Here is a 17,134-nt window from a genome sequence, read left to right as displayed (position 1 = left end):
GGGTGCGGGATTGATATGACTTCCATAGAGCAGATGATGAAGTCACTTGAAGGAAAGGCGGTAAATACAAAAGGCCACTACGAGAGTGGCCTTAGATGTTTAGCGATTAGTTCAGTTTGGAATTATGCGGTCTGAGCCATTGCCGCTGATTCTTCACGGCGGGCTTTAACCACAAACGCGTAACCGATAACAGCGACGAAGCCTGTGATAAACATTGCTGTCGTTACTGTGATCAAGCCGTGCACTGCAAATGCTGATACCAAGCCGCTTGCTGCGAAGCACACCATGGTCTGGAGGAAGTTCAGAAGACCGGCAGCAGTTGCGCTACAGTTTTTGAAATCTTCCAGTGCCTTGCTGATGATCAACGGGTAGATGGCACCGTTAGCCACAGCCAAGAAACAGAATGGTACTAGGATAGGCCAAATCGTTGTTGGTTCAGTCTGTACAGAGATCATGAACATGACTGCAACGCTGGCAAAGAACAACTTCAGGATCCAAGGAAGTAGTTGCTGGCTGTCATATTTGTTCAATAGGGCACGACAACCGTAACCACCGACAATGAAGGCAACAGTCTGGGGTGCATAGCTAAGGCCGATATCAGCGCCTGAATAACCCATTGCCGCCATTACAAATGGTGAACCTGTCAGGTAAGCAAAGAATGCAGCAGAACAAGCAGCAAAGATAATCATGTTACCAATGAATTTTTTTGAACTAAGGATCTGGGCATAATCACGGCGCAATTGCACAGAGACTTTTTCCTGTTTTTTAGTCAAATTAGCGCTTTCAGTTTCTTTCAATGTCATGATCGACAAAACTGCACCAAAACCAACGAGAGCAACAAAAATACTGCGCCAGCCGAATTGGTGTTCAAGCATTGCACCTGCCAGCGGAGCTAGCGCTGGAGACAGGGCTACCAAAGGCATAATGGTTGCGAAAACGCGCTCAGAGACTTTCCCTTCGTAACGGTCAACCACAACAGCCTGCCAGATAACCGTTGCGCTACATGCACCAAGTGCCTGTGCAAAGCGGGCAACCAGCATCAGTTCAACGTTCGGTGCAAATGCACAGAAAACGGAAGCGATACTAAATAGTGTCATACCGCCCAACAACACTTTGATACGGCCAATACGATCAGACAGCGGGCCATAAATCAGCTGGCCAAGTGCCATACCCAACAAGAAAATACTCAATGTTAGGCCGATAAGTGATTGTGATGTATCAAAATCCTCTCGAATAACTTCGAAAGCAGGGAGGTACATGTCGGTTGCTAGGAAGCCCAGCATACTTAAACATGCAAACCAAATAATGGTCATTTTTGAAGGTTGATTTGTCATAACTTTATTTCTATTAACTGTTTTGTGCTTTGCGGCAAGTCTATACATGGTTTTTCATAGTGTGAAACGGTAAAATTTAAACATTGCTTTCAAAAAAATTGATGTGAGTGTTTCTTCACCAATCTTATGTGTTTATACCGAGTGCAATGCGCTAGGTTTAATATCAATCAGTTTGTGTTGTTTGGCAGCAATAAGTTACAACTCTGCTGCTAAATGCAGCGGCTTTGACCGGGGCGAAAGGCGCTCAGAACGATTCAGATGGAACAGCAAAATGTTTTCTTATAATGATTTACAAGTAATTGATGTCGTTGCAAGGCGTGGCAGTTTTTCATCAGCTGCTGAAGAATTGCACAAAGTCCCCAGTGCCATTAGCTATACCGTCAGGGTGATCGAGGAGCGATTGGCAGTCGATTTGTTTGTCAGGCTCCATCGCCAAGTTCAGCTAACACCTGCCGGAGAGTTCTTTGTCGAGGAGGCAAGGGCGTTGCTCAAGCAAATGGAGCAGCTAAAAATGCAAACCCAACGGGTGGCTAACGGCTGGTCGCAGAGTGTTTCTGTTGCGCTGGACACTGTGGTTCGTGAGAGCCGGGTGAATACCCTAGTTCGTGACTTTTACCGCCAATTCCCTGATATGGAACTACACCTCACGATGGAGGTATTCAATGGTGTCTGGGATGCCTTGTCCGATGGCAGGGCAGATATTGCTATCGGTGCAACTGCGGCGGTACCAGTAAGTGGTCACTTCGATTATCGAGACATGGGGGTTTTAGAGTGGCGTTTTGTAATAAGCCCTGATCATCCACTTGCGCAAACCGATTATCCTTTGGAAGCCGAAGAGCTTATTGAGTATCCAGCGATCTGCCTAGAAGATACTTCACGGGTGCTGCCTAAGCGTGTGACATGGTTGATGGATAACCAGCGACGGATCATGGTGCCGAACTGGCACAGTGCGATGTCATGTTTGAAATCGGGGCTGGGGATCTGTGTCGTGCCTGAGCACAAGGCATTACCACTTATCGAAAGTGGCGAGCTGGTGGAAAAGCAGTTAGCAGTAAAACCACCTGTGAGCCCGTGTTGTTTGGCATGGAACAAAGAGAGCCAAAACCCAGCAATTGAATGGCTGCTCGATTATCTGGGTGATAGTGAGCAGCTCCATCGCGAATGGATGCGCTAGGTAAGGCGCTTAAAATTCGGGCTTATTCAGCAGGTTTATTGCTATCAATGCTTTCTGCATTGCCTTCGACTGCACTTGCATCTTGTGCTTGTTCGGCAGCCTGCTGGGCTTCAGCTTCCATCTTGGCACGCTCGGCTTTAGAGATATAGCGCGGTTTGTTGCTACGGTGCAACTTGGCGTTTGCTTTCTTCTGCTTTTTCTTTAGCGCTTCGTTAATTTTCTTCTTGCGGTTCATGTTTACATACCAAATCGAAATTGGCTGGCAATTCTAGGGGGAAATGTAGGAGAAAGAAAGGGGGAGTGGTTTTATTTATATTTCTTACAATGGTGATGTGCCGGGAAGAACCCGGCACTTAGAAAATGAGACTTTGTTAGATCAACCTTCGTCTTCAACTTCTACTTCTGGCTCTGGGCAGCCTTCAATTGCTTCGCCGGGAAGAGGTTCATCTTCAGAGAAGAAACCTTGTCCAACCTTTTTAGGTTTGGCTTTTTGCAATTGGATTACAATTTTATCGCCATCCTGGACGACAGGAACAGGATCTCCATTATCAGTTCTTAATACAAGTTCAGCTCCACCACACTCAGGGAAGCCATCCTCCCAGATAGCCTCGGTTATTTCTTCTTTGAGGATTAGGCTTGAGCCTCTGAAAACTTTAACAATAAAAGGGTTAGCTAGCTCACAGGAAGTAATCAAAACACCTTCATCATCAACGGGGTCTTCGCAGTCCTCATCAACATCATCAACGATAGTGAAAGTATTGCCAAACTTATCAACATATTCATCATTAGGATCTAGTGCTCCGACCCCAACGATAAATCGTCTTTCACTTGGTGTATCTTCGTCAATTCTGTTTAGAGCTTCAAAGTCCCATGTAAGTTCATTTGCCCAATTTAGAGGAGTTATATCAGCAAAAAGCTTATCGTCACCTGCCGTTGCTGTGAATGAAAGAGTAGATAGTAGTACCGCAGTAGTTGCTGCCAACTTGAAGTTAGAAGACATAGTTTTCTCCATGAAATGTAGTTTCTTTTATTGATTGGCAACTAAAGACTAATTCGGCCTTTACTGGCGTATTTCTGACTATTGAGAAAAAAAGGTGTGGTTAAATGCCTACATCGTAGTATGGCTTTTGTGTGAATTTTCTTTGTTTGTTGATCATTGAGACTGTCTCAAGATACGCCTGTGGAAAAGTTCAAAATAGTGATAGTTAAGACAAATAAGTCACAACAAAAATCTGATTTGACGTTAATTGCGTTATTTTGCTTATACTTGCGGGCCGACTTTTTTAGACATCAAGTCCCATAAGGGGAGTTGGGTTTGCCATATTACTAGGTGGGTAATTTTAGGCATTTTTGAGGCGTGAAAAAGCCAAACATTTTTGTCTGGCTCTCATTGTTAGGACGTTTGTTTTGTTAGTTAGATCAGGGTTACAGCGGTGCGACACCGACTGATAAACGACGCACTAATGTTGGGTTATACAATCTTGCTTGATTGGTATTTTTATTTTCGCTTGCCAGTTGCAAAGACAGTTTTGCCGCTTGTTCTGCCATTACTTGGATTGGATAGCGAATGGTTGTGAGCTTTGGATGAACGTATCGGGCAATATCGCCATCATCAAAACCGATTACTGAAATATCTTCAGGAATACGCAAATTATTCTCATGCAGAACGGATAAACAACCTGCTGCCATGTAGTCGTTATAGGTGGCTATAGCCGTGACGGGCAAGTTCTTTGACAGGAGGTTTGTCATCGCATATTCACCACCCAACTCATCTGGTTCACCGTACTCGATATATTCCTCGTTAGCTTCCAGACCATGATCTTTGAGCGCCTCCAGATAGCCGGCTTTACGATCCCTGGCATCTTCAATGTTATGGCTAGAGCATAGGTAGCCGATATGTTTGTGACCGTGGCGGATGAGGTATTCAGTCGCGAGGTATGAACCTTTGCGGTTATCGAGAGAAATACAGCGTGAGGCAATTTCCGGTACGATGCGGTTGATGATGACAAGCCCAGGTATTTCGTTGGCTAGGTCGATGAGTTCTTGATCGTCCAGTCCTTTACTGTGGATGACCAAGGATTCACAGCGGCTGTTGATGAGCAGGTTTATCGCATTGCGCTCTTTTACCGGGTCGTGATAACCGCTGCCGATCAGCAACTGTTTCTCATGTTGGTTGGCGATGGTATCTATGGCTTTTACCATGGTACCGAAGAAAGGGGCTGAGACATCATTGACCAAAACGCCAATGGTGTTGGTTGATTTGCTCACCAGTGCTCTTGCATTGGCGTTGGGGCGATAGCCGAGTTTTGCCATTGCCGCTTTAACGGCCTTGATCGCCGTTTCGCTGGTGTGTGGTGCGTTGTTTATCACCCTTGAAGTTGTGGCGACGGAAACGCCTGCTTCTTTTGCGACATCCTTGATGGTAGCCATAGAGCCCTCTTTCTTTACTGCTGGCTCATTAAACAATGGTTAGAGGGATAAGACAAACCCCAGTCAGTGTTTTTTCAAGGAATGAATTAATTATTGCAACCTGAATCACCCTACTCATTTTCAAGTAGGGTGAAAAATATACGGAAGCCTATTGTGGGCAGGCCATCGGCAAGTGAGAAGGGCATGCCAAAGTGATGTTCGATAATAAACTGGTAAATGCGACGCCTGCTGGTCAAAACAAAAAAAAGACCTCACGTTTGCACGTGAGGCCTCTTTTGCTTAGAAAGAAGTTAACGAGATGCTAGCTCGATAAGTCCCTCGTTTCTTAAGCTGATTTTTTATGAGATGCCTTGGTTTGGTCAATCTCGGTAAACAAGCCTCTCACCAGGCTTACACAACCTAGGATCAGAATGATCGTAAAAGGTAGTGCCGCGATAATGGTAATCGACTGAAGAGCCTGAATGGAGTCAGTACCACCAATCCACAACATCACCATCGCAATGGTGGCAGAGATAACTGCCCAAATGACTTTTTGTCTGATAGGTAGCTCTAACTTACCACCTGCCGTCATGCTATCGACAACAATTGATCCTGAATCCAGAGTTGTTACAAAGAAGACAATGATCAATGCAACCGCGATGAGAGAAAGGATATTGCCGATTGAATACGCATCTAGCATGTAGAACAAGCTTAGTGATACGTCGGTGATCCCTTGCTCTGCACCGAGTAGGCCAACTTTATCCATAACCTGCTCGATGGCTATGCCGCCAAAGAAAGACATCCACGCAGTTGTAACCAGTGTTGGAACAACCAGTACACAGACCAAAAACTCGCGGATCGTACGGCCTTTTGAAATACGGGCAACAAACATACCAAAGAAAGGTGCGTAGGCGACCCACCAAGCCCAATAGAATACAGTCCAACCGTGCAACCAGGTTGTATCTTCACGGCCAGCACTTTGGCTTAGCGGAATAATGTTTTTCACATAACCAGTGACAGCGGTAAACAGCGAGTCGAAGGTTGTGGTGAAATTCAGCACCGCGAGGAAGCCCAAGAAAAGGAAGGCGATAATCATGTTGAGGTTACTCAACATTTTTACACCATCATCCATGCCACGGACGACAGAAATAATGGCCAGACCCATAATGACCAAGATGATCAAAATTTGAAGGAATAAACTATTCTCTAGGCCGAATACATGGCTGATGCCACTTGCGGCCTGGGAGCCACCCAGCCCCAGTGATGTTGCTAGGCCGAACAAAATAACCAGTACGGCCAACACGTCAATCACATCACCGATTCTTCCCCATACCCTGTCGCCAAGCAGTGGGTAGAAAACGGAACGCATCGAAAGTGGTAGACCTTTGTTATACACAAAGTACGCCAGTGAGAGTGCTGTCATGCCATAAATGGCCCAGGCATGGAAGCCCCAGTGGAAGACGGCAGAGCCTAGTGCCAACTCTCTCGCTTCGGCAGTATATGGCTCGACATTTAGCGGCGTGCCAAACCAATTAGTGAAAAATGCTGTTGGTTCTGCGACCCCCCAGAAAATAAGCCCGATGCCCATGCCTGCAGCAAATAGCATGGAGATCCATGATAGGGTCGAAAAGTCAGTAGTCGCGTCATCGCCACCTAAGCGAATTTTACCCAAAGGTGAGAAAGCAATAACAACGGCAAACAGTAGCAGTATGTTTGCGCCCCACATGAAGATGAAGTCAAACTTCGAAAGGGCAGCGGCCTTAACGGCATCAATTGCGGCTTTGGAATCTGCTGGTGAAAGGATTAAAAGTGTAACAATAAAAAGAATGGATAAGCCCGCGGATACGGTAAAAACGGTGTTGTGGACATCCATACCCCATTTGGTTACGTTGTCCTGACCTACTTGGTAATCTGTTGAATCTATGCTGTATTTATTTGATTTAAAACCCATAATTAAGAGGCTTGTACATTCGAACCCCGAATGTAATGACCAACTCCATGTCTATTAATCGACTGATTAGTATGTAAATATCATTCGAGTGGCGGGTCTTTTCCATGACCTTGACTGGGCCCTCTTCGATGTATTTACACCTAATCCCGAGGCGACTACCTTAACACATAATCAGGGTATTTTGTGATTTAGCGCTCCTTTTTGTATTTCATAACGTTTACAAAACCTATCAAAGCACTATGAATACAAAGCGTTAGGAGAAATAAAAACCGACCATTTAGGCCGGTAATGAGTTAATTGTATCTAAGCGGAAGTATTATTTTACGTTGTATTTGTCATCTGAACGGATATATATTGTCACTGCTTCATTACCTGAGTTGGTAATTTCGTGGGTAAATTTCCCCTCAGACTCGATATAACTGCCAGCCCCTAGTTTCACTGCTGTTTCCAAGTCTTTCGAGTCATAGCTAATCTCTCCTGAAATAACAACTGCACGGAACTCACTGGCTTCTGTCGAAATAGAGCCTTCAAAGCCAGAAGGTAATTTGACCATTGAGCCATTAATCGCAGCGGTATTTCCCCATAAGTAGGTTGACTGTACACCGTCAGCTTCTAGGTTGTGTAGGTCACTGTCATTAAGCCACACGATGTTATCTTTGTGCAGGTTCAATGGACGCTCGCCGTTGTCGAATTTCTCTTTCGAAGGCTTCACAAGGTAAGGGCCAGCATCAATCTCCAGATAGATAAGGTTTACTTCGCCATTTGCGGCAGTAGTGTGATCCTCACCTGCAGGTTGGGTCCAGAATGAACCGGTTGGCATCCACATTTTCTCAGCTGTTGGGTCATCATTGTGCATCAGGCCGTCAATGACTACGCCACGATAGGTGATGTTGTGGATATGCGGAGGTGATTCAAAACCTTTCCGGAATCGGACTAGCATACCTGTAGCCGTATCTTCTGTTCTATCCCCCCACAGGTCGGCGGCTCCGGGACTCAATTCGCCACGTAACGGGTTGAGGTAGCCCCATTCAATGTCATCAACGGCAACTACTTTAGAGGTAGGTTCGGCTGTGAGGGCCGGTGCAGTGAGCAGTACGACAGCCAAAGCGGTAGCTGACTTTTTGAAATCTAATGTCATAACTTATCCCGTTTTTAGTGGCGTTAATTTGCCTTTATAAACTATAACAGTGCCAGTCGAAGCTATTGAGATTTGTACTAATAAATGTGGTGACGAAGCAGGTGGTTTCGAAGACTGGGGAAAGGTATATTGTGCCAATCACTTGATTTGAATGGATTGATGGCAATGCTTACTAGGATCTCGTTAAGTTTAGGTATCTCAGCAGTACTAATTTTGAGCCCCCCAGCGGTTGCGAAATGGGAAAACCTTGCAGATAGATACCAAGATGAATATAAGAATCATCTCGATGCTACTTGCCCCTTAGCGAAAGACGACATGAAGCACTTTGTGTATTTCGCCGGTGACCGAGCATCTCTAAAAGACCACCCTTTACTCACCAGTGAGCGCTTTACCGGGGCACAAATCATGTACCCATGGGCTTTGCTTGAACCGGAAAAAGACCAGTACGACTTCTCAGCTATCGAAGAGGACTATCAGTACCTAAAAGCCCATGGCAAAAAGCTATTCATACAACTTCAAGATGCGACCTTCAGCGTTGAATTCCGAGGGGTACCCGATTACCTAAATAGCGATGAGTTCGATGGTGGCTCGGTGCCAAGGTTTTATGACAACGGCAAGCAAGATGGCTGGAGTGCCAAGCGCTGGAACCCGAAGGTGCAGCATCGGTTTGCGTTGTTAATCGTGGAACTTGGCAAATCATATGACGGGAAAATCGAGGGCATTAACCTGCAAGAGACCGCAGCGGCAGCTGATTCAGAGACTGATCCTACATTCTCGGAGTCAGGTTATGTTGCAGGCATAAAAGCCAATATGCGAGCTTTGAGCAAGTCATTTACCCAAAGCTCTACCATGCAATATGCCAATTTTATGCCTGGTGAATGGTTGCCGTGGGAGGATAAAGGTTACCTTAAAGAAATCTATGCCTACGGGGAGCAAATTGGTGTCGGTCTTGGTGGGCCAGATCTAATGATGCGCCGCCGGGGACAACTAAATCATGCTTTGGCAATGATGCATGAAAATGAATATAGCGTCCCATTGGGTATTGCGATCCAGGACGGGAACTATATTGGAGAAACGGACAATACAACCGTTGTTAAAGAGCGGAAAATTATTGTGCCGGCATTGCACTCATTCGCGCAGAATTTCTTGGATGTTGACTACATGTTCTGGGTAAACCAAGAGCCATATTTTGAGCAAGATGTATTACCGTGTTTCGAAAATCAAAACAGGTAAATTCCAGATGGGGGCAGGAGTTCCCAGCTCCACAGCGAGCACGTATTGGAATTTAACAGTTTCCGCAACGGGATAAGGACCATGCTAAACGGTCATAAATCTCATGGCTGGAATCAGTGAAATAGTGCTCGCTGTCTTATCTTTAAGAATCAGGCGGAATTACTCCTAACAAGCTCGTCGATTGGTTGATCTTAAACGAAGGGAATTGGTATTGTTGCGACGCATAATCATCGGTATTTGGGGTATAGCTCGTTGGCAGCCCTATACCATCAACAGTCGAACGAGAAAACCAGACATGTCAGCCTCGCAATTTCAAACCAATTGGATAAAACCCTTCACACTCGATCAAGCCGTTCTCAAGCTCGGTAAAAGCAAAGAGGAAATCAAGGCGCTGTGTGAGTCGAAAGTATTGAACGGCGGTTGGGATGATTTTATCGGTGAGAACGGAGCTTTTGTCGTTTGGTTGCCTGAAGACCAAACCGATGTTACAGCTGACGAAATACGCGCCGGCGCAACAGTGCATTGAATTATCAAAGTAATTTAATGAGCCAGAGTGTTGAATTTTAAATGGTAGGGGAGTATGACCCCACCAGAGGTGAGGCCACAAATATGTGAACAGCCTTACCTTGGTAAGGCTGGTTTATTTATTAAGCGCCTACTGGCTCAATGCACAAGTTGTAGGTGTATTGCTTGTCTGTCAGTTTGAACTCGTCATGGACACTTGGGCTCCAAGAGTCATCACCGCCGACACCCATGTGCTGGTGGTCGATACGCAGGTAAATTTGCTGTTCGGCCTCAAGTTCGTTGGTGTGTTTCGCTACCGCCAGTTGCTGCTGGCTGTAACGGCTAACACTGAACTGGAAATCACCAGAGATACCTAAGCGGCCAATAGATAGCGATTTACAGCCACAGCGCAGTCCGTTATCTGTCGGGAAGATGTACGAAGTATGCATGCTTTCTAGCGTTTGGGTGTACTGGCCAAAACGCGCACCCGATAGTCGGTCAGGGTAGTTCTCGAATGGGCCTAGTCCACGCCATTCAATGTGCTGCTGTTCTTGTTGAAGCGGCAGAGCTAGTTCAATACCAATACGCGGCATTGGTGGTAGTTCATCAGCAAGTTTTACCGAAACATCAACCTTGGTTTGGCCTTGGCTGTCCAGGGTGTAAGTCCAAACAGTGATTGCCTGAACATTGCCGTTGAAGGTATATACGAACGTTGAAGTGACCGCTACTTGATGGCTAAGGGCATTCACTTGGCAATCTACGCACTCGCGATCCCACTTGCCGATACCTGCGGCATCCCAGCGACATACCCAGGCATTAGGATCAACGAAATCTACCTCACTCACACCGATGTCGTTATCCAGTGGGGCACGGAAGAAATTATCAATAGGTGAAGATACTAACTGTTGCTTGCCTTCAATTGACCATTGCTCCAGCAATCCGCTCGCTTTATTCCAGCTCCAATTGTGTTTACCGTCTTTGCTGCTGACCAGAATGTTGTGATCATCTTCAGTCGCCAACGGGGCCTTGCTTTGGCTGAAAGTAGGGTAAGCTAAGGAGTTACGGTTGGTCACTGCAAACTGCTCACTGGCAACAATATGTCCGGCTTCTGCCCATGGCGTTGATTCACATAGCTTGATATCAGTATTGAGGTGGTAAACCGCACCAGCACGAGGCTTTAAGTCAACATCGATGCATAAGGTCTTTTGGCTATCGGCAGGCACATCCAGTGTTTGTTCACCAGAGGCAATCTCACGACCATCTTCAAGCAGGGACCATTTTAGTTGTTCATTGTCAGTGGCACGGAACAAGTTCTCGTTGGTTACCGTAAGGGTATATGCCACACAGTTTGCCAGTTGCTCTTCACTATCAAGCTGGACAGTGATCATACGTTGGCAGTGCTTGGCTTCTTCCAGAGTCGGGTGCGGGGTTCTGTCAGGAAACACCAATCCGTTGATACAGAACTGGCGGTCATTGATGGTATCGCCAAAGTCACCACCGTAGGCCCAGAAGTGATCACCTTTGTCATCAAACTTGCTGATCCCTTGATCCACCCAGTCCCAGATAAAACCGCCTTGCAGGCGAGGGTAGTCGCGGAAGGCATCCCAGTACTCGTTGAAACTACCGAGGCTGTTCCCCATTGCATGGGCATACTCACACAAGATCAATGGGCGGTTCTCATTAGGTAGGGAGACCCACTTCTTGATTGACCACTTTGGCACGGCTTCATCGGCAATAGTGGTGTTCACACGGGCATACATCGGGGCAATGATATCGGTTGCAGTCGTATCGGAACCGCCACCTTCATATTGCACCGGACGGGATGGGTCAAAGTTCTTCGACCAAGCATACATGGCGTTGTGGTTACTGCCATGGCCGGATTCATTGCCCAGCGACCAGATGATAATTGATGGGTGGTTCTTGTCACGCTGTACCATTTGGGTATAGCGGCTCATGTAAGCGTGTGCCCACATAGGGTCGGCCGACAGGCGGTTCATCGGCTCCATACCGTGGGTTTCGATATTGGCTTCGTCGCACACATACAAACCGTACTCGTCACACAGTTCGTACCAACGAGGGTGGTTCGGGTAGTGGGCGGTGCGGACAGCATTGAAGTTATACTGCTTCATCAAGCAGATATCTTTGATCATATCCGCTTCGGTCATGACATGGCCAAGATCTGGGTGGTGTTCGTGGCGGTTAACACCACGGATCAAAAGTGGTTTACCATTGAGGCAAAGTTGGCCGCCGATGGTTTCGACCTTACGGAAACCAACTTGGTAGGCTTCACTTTCAATATGGTTGCCATCGGCATCAAGTAAAGAGACTACACAGCGGTATAGGTTTGGCGTCTCGGCACTCCACTTGTTCGGCTCGCGTACCGAAACAGTTTGGAATACCACGTCGTTGTAACTGCCGCGTTCGTCAATACGGCGGTTGTTCGGACGGTCAACCACGGGTTCTGTAATTGCCTGTTCACCGTCAAATAGCTGGATCTGTACCTGATGATCAGCGGAAGCATTGATATGGGTCACTACAGATAAGCTGCCATCACGGTAGCACGCATCAAGATCTGGCGTGATAAATACATCTTCAATGCACTGCGAAGGCTTGGTCAATAAGGTTACATCACGGAAGATACCACTTAGCCACCACATATCCTGATCTTCTAGGTAGCTACCGTCACTCCAGCGGATCACCATTACTGCTAAGGTGTTTTCTCCAGCAACAAGGTACTGGGAAAGGTCGAATTCTGCCGGTAGGCGGCTATCTTGGCTGTAACCGACCCAATGGCCGTTGCACCACAAATGAAAAGCGGAGTTAACGCCATCAAAGATAATACGGTAGGTTTGCTCTAGCTGGCTTTCATCAACCACGAAACTTGTACGGTAGCAACCTGTTGGGTTGTCTTTCGGCACGAAAGGCGGGTTGACTTCAAACGGGTACTTTACGTTGGCATAAATCGGTTTGTCATAGCCTTGCAGTTGCCAGTTTGAAGGGACTGGAATATTGTCCCAAGCCTGATCATTGAAGCTAGGAGTCACGAACTCGCCGTCGACTTGCTCCGGGGCATCGAAAAGCTTGAATTTCCATTCGCCGTTCAATGATTGGCGCTGGGCATTTTTTGCATCGCGTGCACTTTCAATGTCACGGTAGCTGGCCAGTGGGCTATGCGCAGACAAACAATGGATGTTCACTGACTGAGGGTTTTCCCAGTCTCGGCGCTGAATAATGTTAGAAAATGCCGTCATCGTTATCCTACTTATATTGATCTTACTTAATCTTGAAAATTTTAGTTGCTGTACCGCACGGCGATAGCTGGTGCCCTGCGGCTAGTTATTCTTTGTGCTTTTTGAATTGGCTGTTATTGGGCCAATGTGTCCAACAGGTAATCTTTGGCCTGTTCATGGCCTGCTGACTCGGCTTTGCTGGCCCAATCAACGGCTTGTTTAAGCTTTCCACTATCTACTGCTTCATCAATTTGCTGTTTGAAATAGTGCCAGTTGTCTGTGTCAACAGATGCAGTCAGTTTGGGTGTTGCTGAAATAGGTTCTGATGCAGTAGTCGGTGCTGTTTTTGATACAGTTGCAGCTGAGGCCTCTTTCGTTGTTAAGCTCGAAAGCAGGTCAACCACAGGGTTGCCGAAATGCTGCTGTGTGGTGATTTCAACTACGCCGACCGGCGACAATGTCGCATAAAGCGGAAGACGTTTATTGCCGATAATGTTCTGTGATTCGGCAAATTCTTGTTCTGGGTGGATACGTTCCAGCTGATTGCCTATCTGTGCAGGATCGTGCTGGATCACCAAATAAGCCATGTTGTTAAGTTGCGTACTGAGAATAAACTTACCTTCAATGCGCTCGAGACCACCTAGGCTACTGGTGAAGTAATGAAAATCTTCTGTGGTGTACTGTTCGATCAACTGCCATTGATTGTCGTAAATGTTAATGGCCGGGGCGATAACTTGGTTGTTTTTAATTGGAGCTTTGACTGTCAGCATGAATGGAGAAGCCGTTTGCGGCAAGACAAAAGCTTTGGCTGGCGAGCGGTCTGATTCATCATTGCCATTTGGGGCAATAGGGAGGGTCTGACCATTGCCATCGAGAATCACATACTGTTGGCTATCTAATGCCAACGGTTGGATTGAAAGCGCAGCAATAGATTCACAGCAAGCCGATTGGTTGAGGTCGGTATTGAGTGCCGTGTCTGGGATACTACTGCAAGCGGTTAGGCTCAGGCTCAGCAGAATGGTCGCCAACTGATTCTTCTTCATGCTTTATCCTTAGGGTACAGGCCACAAAAGGCCTGTACCATTTTTAGTCAAGTTTGTGCGAGCGGGTTATTACCACCAAGTTTCAATATTGAAGCCAAAGGTGAATTCATCAGTCGACTTTTTACCAATGCTCTGTGCATTTCCGTAAGCATTACGAGTAGCATTTCCGTCAGAATCTAAGCCTGTTTCCCGTTGCCACTCATCATTAGTCTCAGAGTACGTTGCGAACACACGAAGTGTTGGACGAGCCCAGACGCCTTTACCGGCTTGGAACATTTGGGCAATGGTGACTTTGAACATGTCATTGGTACCAGCACCGTTCTGTGCTTCGACGGTTTCATAACCAACTTCCAGAGCCGTTGCCATATAATCTGTCCAGCTGTACTGAGGGCGGGCACCGACACTGAACCACTTATCGCCATTGTCGTTATCAAGATTTTTGTCTTGATAAGCAATGTTATACATTACCTGGAAGTCTTCACTGATGTTTAAGTCACCATGATTGAACACGCGCCAGCTGTAACCGTCGTGGTCAACTCCAGTGCTGTATTTGGTCGCTTTGCCATTAGCTGGACCACCTTCAGCACTCATCAAGCCACCAGCAAGGGCATCGGTACCATATTGGAAAGCTAAAGTGTTTGAACCATAGTCCCAAGCTTGTCGATAAAGGGCCGATAGCATGGCACCAGAAGTGGTGATATCTGGCTCATCATAGCTAGAGTTTTGAGTGAAAACGTAATTGACACCAAAAGTTAGATCGGCGGTGTCACTAATAGCAATGTCGCTGATTCGGGCGTCAATGTTATGCAAGCTTCGACCATCAGAGGTTGAATCTGGTGCCATCCAGGCTAAATGACCATTACCGAAACCAAGGTCCCAGTTCTCAACACCAATACCTGTGCTTGATGTATCCCAGTATTTAATATCAACCATGTGGACTTCGTGGCGGCGGTAGAAGCGCTCACCACCCCAAAGAATGGCATTTGGCTGTGAAGCTATTAACCCATGACCGGCTGACCACAACTGGATGATGCTGACATCACCCCAGCTCTCGCCGCTGCCTAGGTAAAGGGTAGTATCGAAGTAAGCATCACCGTCTTGCCACACATCGGCCTTTAAGCCGGCTTCCCACCAGTTAAGCTCATTACCCAAGCGGTAGTTACCATAACCTTCGCTGGCGCGGATCACATCGTTACGCTCACCTTTACCACCATTATGGTCATCATTGTCTGTGTAGATATTTCCCCATTTGGCATAGCCAAAATATTGAATATTCTCTACGGCAGCTTGGCTGGCTAGTGGGGCCATTATCAGTGCTATGCCGACTGCTTTTGCTAGCATCTTCTGTTTCATGAAACGTCTCCATCATTTTGTTTTTTTATGTATGGGTCCTAACTCAAGAGCGATCCTAGCATTGCTCTGGAAACGTTTACAGTGAGGTGTGGCGTATTTTACCTAAGAAAGTTAAATCAATTAATAAAACTGTAATTTAGCTCACATTAAAGGCGTATTTCGGCTGTTTTTGATGATAAAATGCACAGTGGGTAACTTTAATGAACCGGAAACGATTACAGATAGGTTGGCTGGAGGTGAAGAGAAGGAAATAAAAAGCCCAACAAAACAATGGGTTGGGCTTTTTTGATCAATGGAAACAAACTTCTTTCCCAAGCAGTACAGATTGCTCGGTAAGCCAAGTAAAGAAGCTATCTATGAGTGTTTTGAGTTAGGAACCCAAGGATAACGTTTCACTCTGAATCACAATAGTCACAGAATACGTCAGCTATTAGTGTGAATTCAAGTAATATGTGAAACTCCTTGAATGGAATTACAACCCAAAACACCGCATTTTTACTGGTGTGGTATCGATTTCACCAGTATCAGTTACTTGTCGAAGGTGCGAGCACGGGTTCGCTCCAGGCGCTTGAGGATTCGGTCCAATCGGTCAGGGTGGACCATGAATTCCTGGAACGCTTTCATTCCTTCCTGTGCCATTGCCGGATCAGTATCACGGTCGTAGAACTGTGAAGTCCCAGATGCGCTGTTTAGCATGGCGATACCTTTGTTGAGGAACACATCGTCAGTGACCATAGACTTATTGTTAGTCGGGATCTGAAGCAATGCTTCGTTCATTTTGGTCTGGTTCTCAGCGCGTGCGATAAAGGCTAGGAATTTACGGGCATTGTCTTTGTTTTTGGCCTTGCTAGGGATGTGAATGGTATCAATTGGGGCTTCTTCGGCCATTGCAATCTCAGGGTTAATAGCTGGGAATTGCATAAAGCCCATTTTACCTTCCAGTTCCTCAGGGAAGTTAGGGGTTATGAAATTACCAATCAAGTACATAGCCGCTTCCCCACGGTACAAGAACGGTTGGGCCTCCTGCCAAGAGTAACCCGCATGGTTTTCTAGGAAGTAACCTTTGTCGATCAGCTCGCGCCAAGTATTGAAGGTATTGCGAACACGCTCATCGGTGTAAGGAACTTTGCCATCCATTAGATCAAGGTGGAAGTCCAACCCGTTGACGCGCAGGTTGATATAGTCAAACCAGCCTGCTGCTGTCCAAAGGTATTTTGTCCCGATGGCGATAGGGGCAATGTCGTTTTGCTTCAATGTTTCGGACGCGGCAAGGAATTCATCCCACGTTTTAGGCTCGCTGATTTCATACTTGTCGAAGATATCTTTACGGTAGTAAATGCCCCACTGGTAATAGGTAAACGGCACGCCCCATTGTTTGTCGTCAACCGTCATGGCAGGAATGGTACTGGTGAAGTCCTCATACATATTGTTGGCTTGCCATACGTCACTGACATCTTCCAGCAAGCCACGGTCTACAAAGGTCTTCATACGGTTACCGGCATGCCAGAAAACCACATCGGGTGGTGAGGTGACCAACCAGTTACGCAGCGTTGTTTTATAGGCTTCTTTGTCGTACAGATTGTATTTGACGGTAATATCCGGGTTTTCCTGCTTGAACTGGGCAACCATATTGTCAAAAACGGCCTTTGGCGCCGGGTCGGCTTGATCTGAGTTGATAATAAGCTCAGAGGCAAAAGAAGCCGATGCCATGCTCATCGCCAACGTGGTAGCGGTGATGATCTTATGTAGTTTTTTCATCATTTAT

The 17,134-nt window shown here is 46.5% G+C and carries 13 protein-coding genes; 3 read left to right on the top strand and 10 right to left on the bottom strand.

All coding sequences use genetic code 11. From position 1 onward, the window contains the following. Nucleotides 1-122: 122 nt before the first annotated feature. On the bottom strand, nucleotides 123-1,334 hold the full coding sequence (gene punC, locus C9J01_RS12450) for a purine nucleoside transporter PunC (RefSeq protein ID WP_107298447.1): 1,212 nt from the start codon (nucleotides 1,332-1,334) through the stop codon (nucleotides 123-125). Nucleotides 1,335-1,605: 271 nt separating this feature from the next. Between punC and punR the strand changes: the two genes are divergently transcribed. Beyond that, nucleotides 1,606-2,508, top strand: coding sequence for a DNA-binding transcriptional activator PunR (gene punR / locus C9J01_RS12445; RefSeq protein ID WP_107298446.1), 903 nt, complete (start codon nucleotides 1,606-1,608; stop codon nucleotides 2,506-2,508). Between the two features lie 22 nt (nucleotides 2,509-2,530). Here the strand turns inward: punR and C9J01_RS12440 are convergent, their stop codons facing one another. The 5 genes from C9J01_RS12440 to C9J01_RS12420 all read right to left on the bottom strand — a co-directional run bounded on the left by C9J01_RS12440 (nucleotide 2,531) and on the right by C9J01_RS12420 (nucleotide 8,006). Next, entirely contained in the window at nucleotides 2,531-2,743 is a 213-nt protein-coding gene (locus tag C9J01_RS12440) for a DUF2986 domain-containing protein (protein ID WP_107298445.1), read from the bottom strand. 141 nt (nucleotides 2,744-2,884) lie between these two features. Then, nucleotides 2,885-3,508, bottom strand: coding sequence for a hypothetical protein (locus C9J01_RS12435; protein WP_107298444.1), 624 nt, complete (start codon nucleotides 3,506-3,508; stop codon nucleotides 2,885-2,887). Nucleotides 3,509-3,933: 425 nt separating this feature from the next. Next, nucleotides 3,934-4,938 carry a substrate-binding domain-containing protein gene (locus tag C9J01_RS12430; protein ID WP_107298443.1) on the bottom strand — a complete coding sequence of 335 codons (1,005 nt, stop codon included), beginning with the start codon at nucleotides 4,936-4,938 and terminating at the stop codon, nucleotides 3,934-3,936. A gap of 325 nt (nucleotides 4,939-5,263) precedes the next feature. Further along, complete coding sequence (locus C9J01_RS12425; RefSeq protein WP_107298442.1) at nucleotides 5,264-6,868, bottom strand: BCCT family transporter; 1,605 nt, start codon at nucleotides 6,866-6,868, stop codon at nucleotides 5,264-5,266. A gap of 316 nt (nucleotides 6,869-7,184) precedes the next feature. Beyond that, on the bottom strand, nucleotides 7,185-8,006 hold the full coding sequence (locus C9J01_RS12420; RefSeq protein WP_107298441.1) for a DUF4437 domain-containing protein: 822 nt from the start codon (nucleotides 8,004-8,006) through the stop codon (nucleotides 7,185-7,187). Nucleotides 8,007-8,219: 213 nt separating this feature from the next. Between C9J01_RS12420 and C9J01_RS12415 the strand changes: the two genes are divergently transcribed. Beyond that, nucleotides 8,220-9,239 (top strand): hypothetical protein, encoded by a 1,020-nt coding sequence (locus tag C9J01_RS12415; protein ID WP_237156949.1) that lies wholly within the window; start codon nucleotides 8,220-8,222, stop codon nucleotides 9,237-9,239. A gap of 295 nt (nucleotides 9,240-9,534) precedes the next feature. Continuing rightward, entirely contained in the window at nucleotides 9,535-9,765 is a 231-nt protein-coding gene (locus tag C9J01_RS12410) for a hypothetical protein (RefSeq protein WP_158264532.1), read from the top strand. A 121-nt stretch (nucleotides 9,766-9,886) separates the two neighbouring features. Here the strand turns inward: C9J01_RS12410 and C9J01_RS12405 are convergent, their stop codons facing one another. From C9J01_RS12405 to C9J01_RS12390, 4 genes are all read right to left on the bottom strand, one after another. Beyond that, nucleotides 9,887-12,994 carry a beta-galactosidase gene (locus C9J01_RS12405; RefSeq protein WP_107298438.1) on the bottom strand — a complete coding sequence of 1,036 codons (3,108 nt, stop codon included), beginning with the start codon at nucleotides 12,992-12,994 and terminating at the stop codon, nucleotides 9,887-9,889. A 113-nt stretch (nucleotides 12,995-13,107) separates the two neighbouring features. Next, a complete protein-coding gene (locus C9J01_RS12400; RefSeq protein WP_107298437.1) occupies nucleotides 13,108-14,016 on the bottom strand; it encodes a MalM family protein in 909 nt (302 codons plus the stop codon). 69 nt (nucleotides 14,017-14,085) lie between these two features. After that, a complete protein-coding gene (locus tag C9J01_RS12395; protein ID WP_107298436.1) occupies nucleotides 14,086-15,369 on the bottom strand; it encodes a carbohydrate porin in 1,284 nt (427 codons plus the stop codon). Nucleotides 15,370-15,897: 528 nt separating this feature from the next. Then, a complete protein-coding gene (locus C9J01_RS12390) occupies nucleotides 15,898-17,127 on the bottom strand; it encodes an ABC transporter substrate-binding protein (RefSeq protein WP_107298435.1) in 1,230 nt (409 codons plus the stop codon). Nucleotides 17,128-17,134 lie beyond the last annotated feature (7 nt).

This window comes from Photobacterium rosenbergii (assembly GCF_003026455.1).
Lineage (GTDB): Bacteria > Pseudomonadota > Gammaproteobacteria > Enterobacterales > Vibrionaceae > Photobacterium > Photobacterium rosenbergii.
Note: the sequence above shows the minus strand (reverse complement) of the source record. Positions and strands in the feature narration are given on the sequence as shown.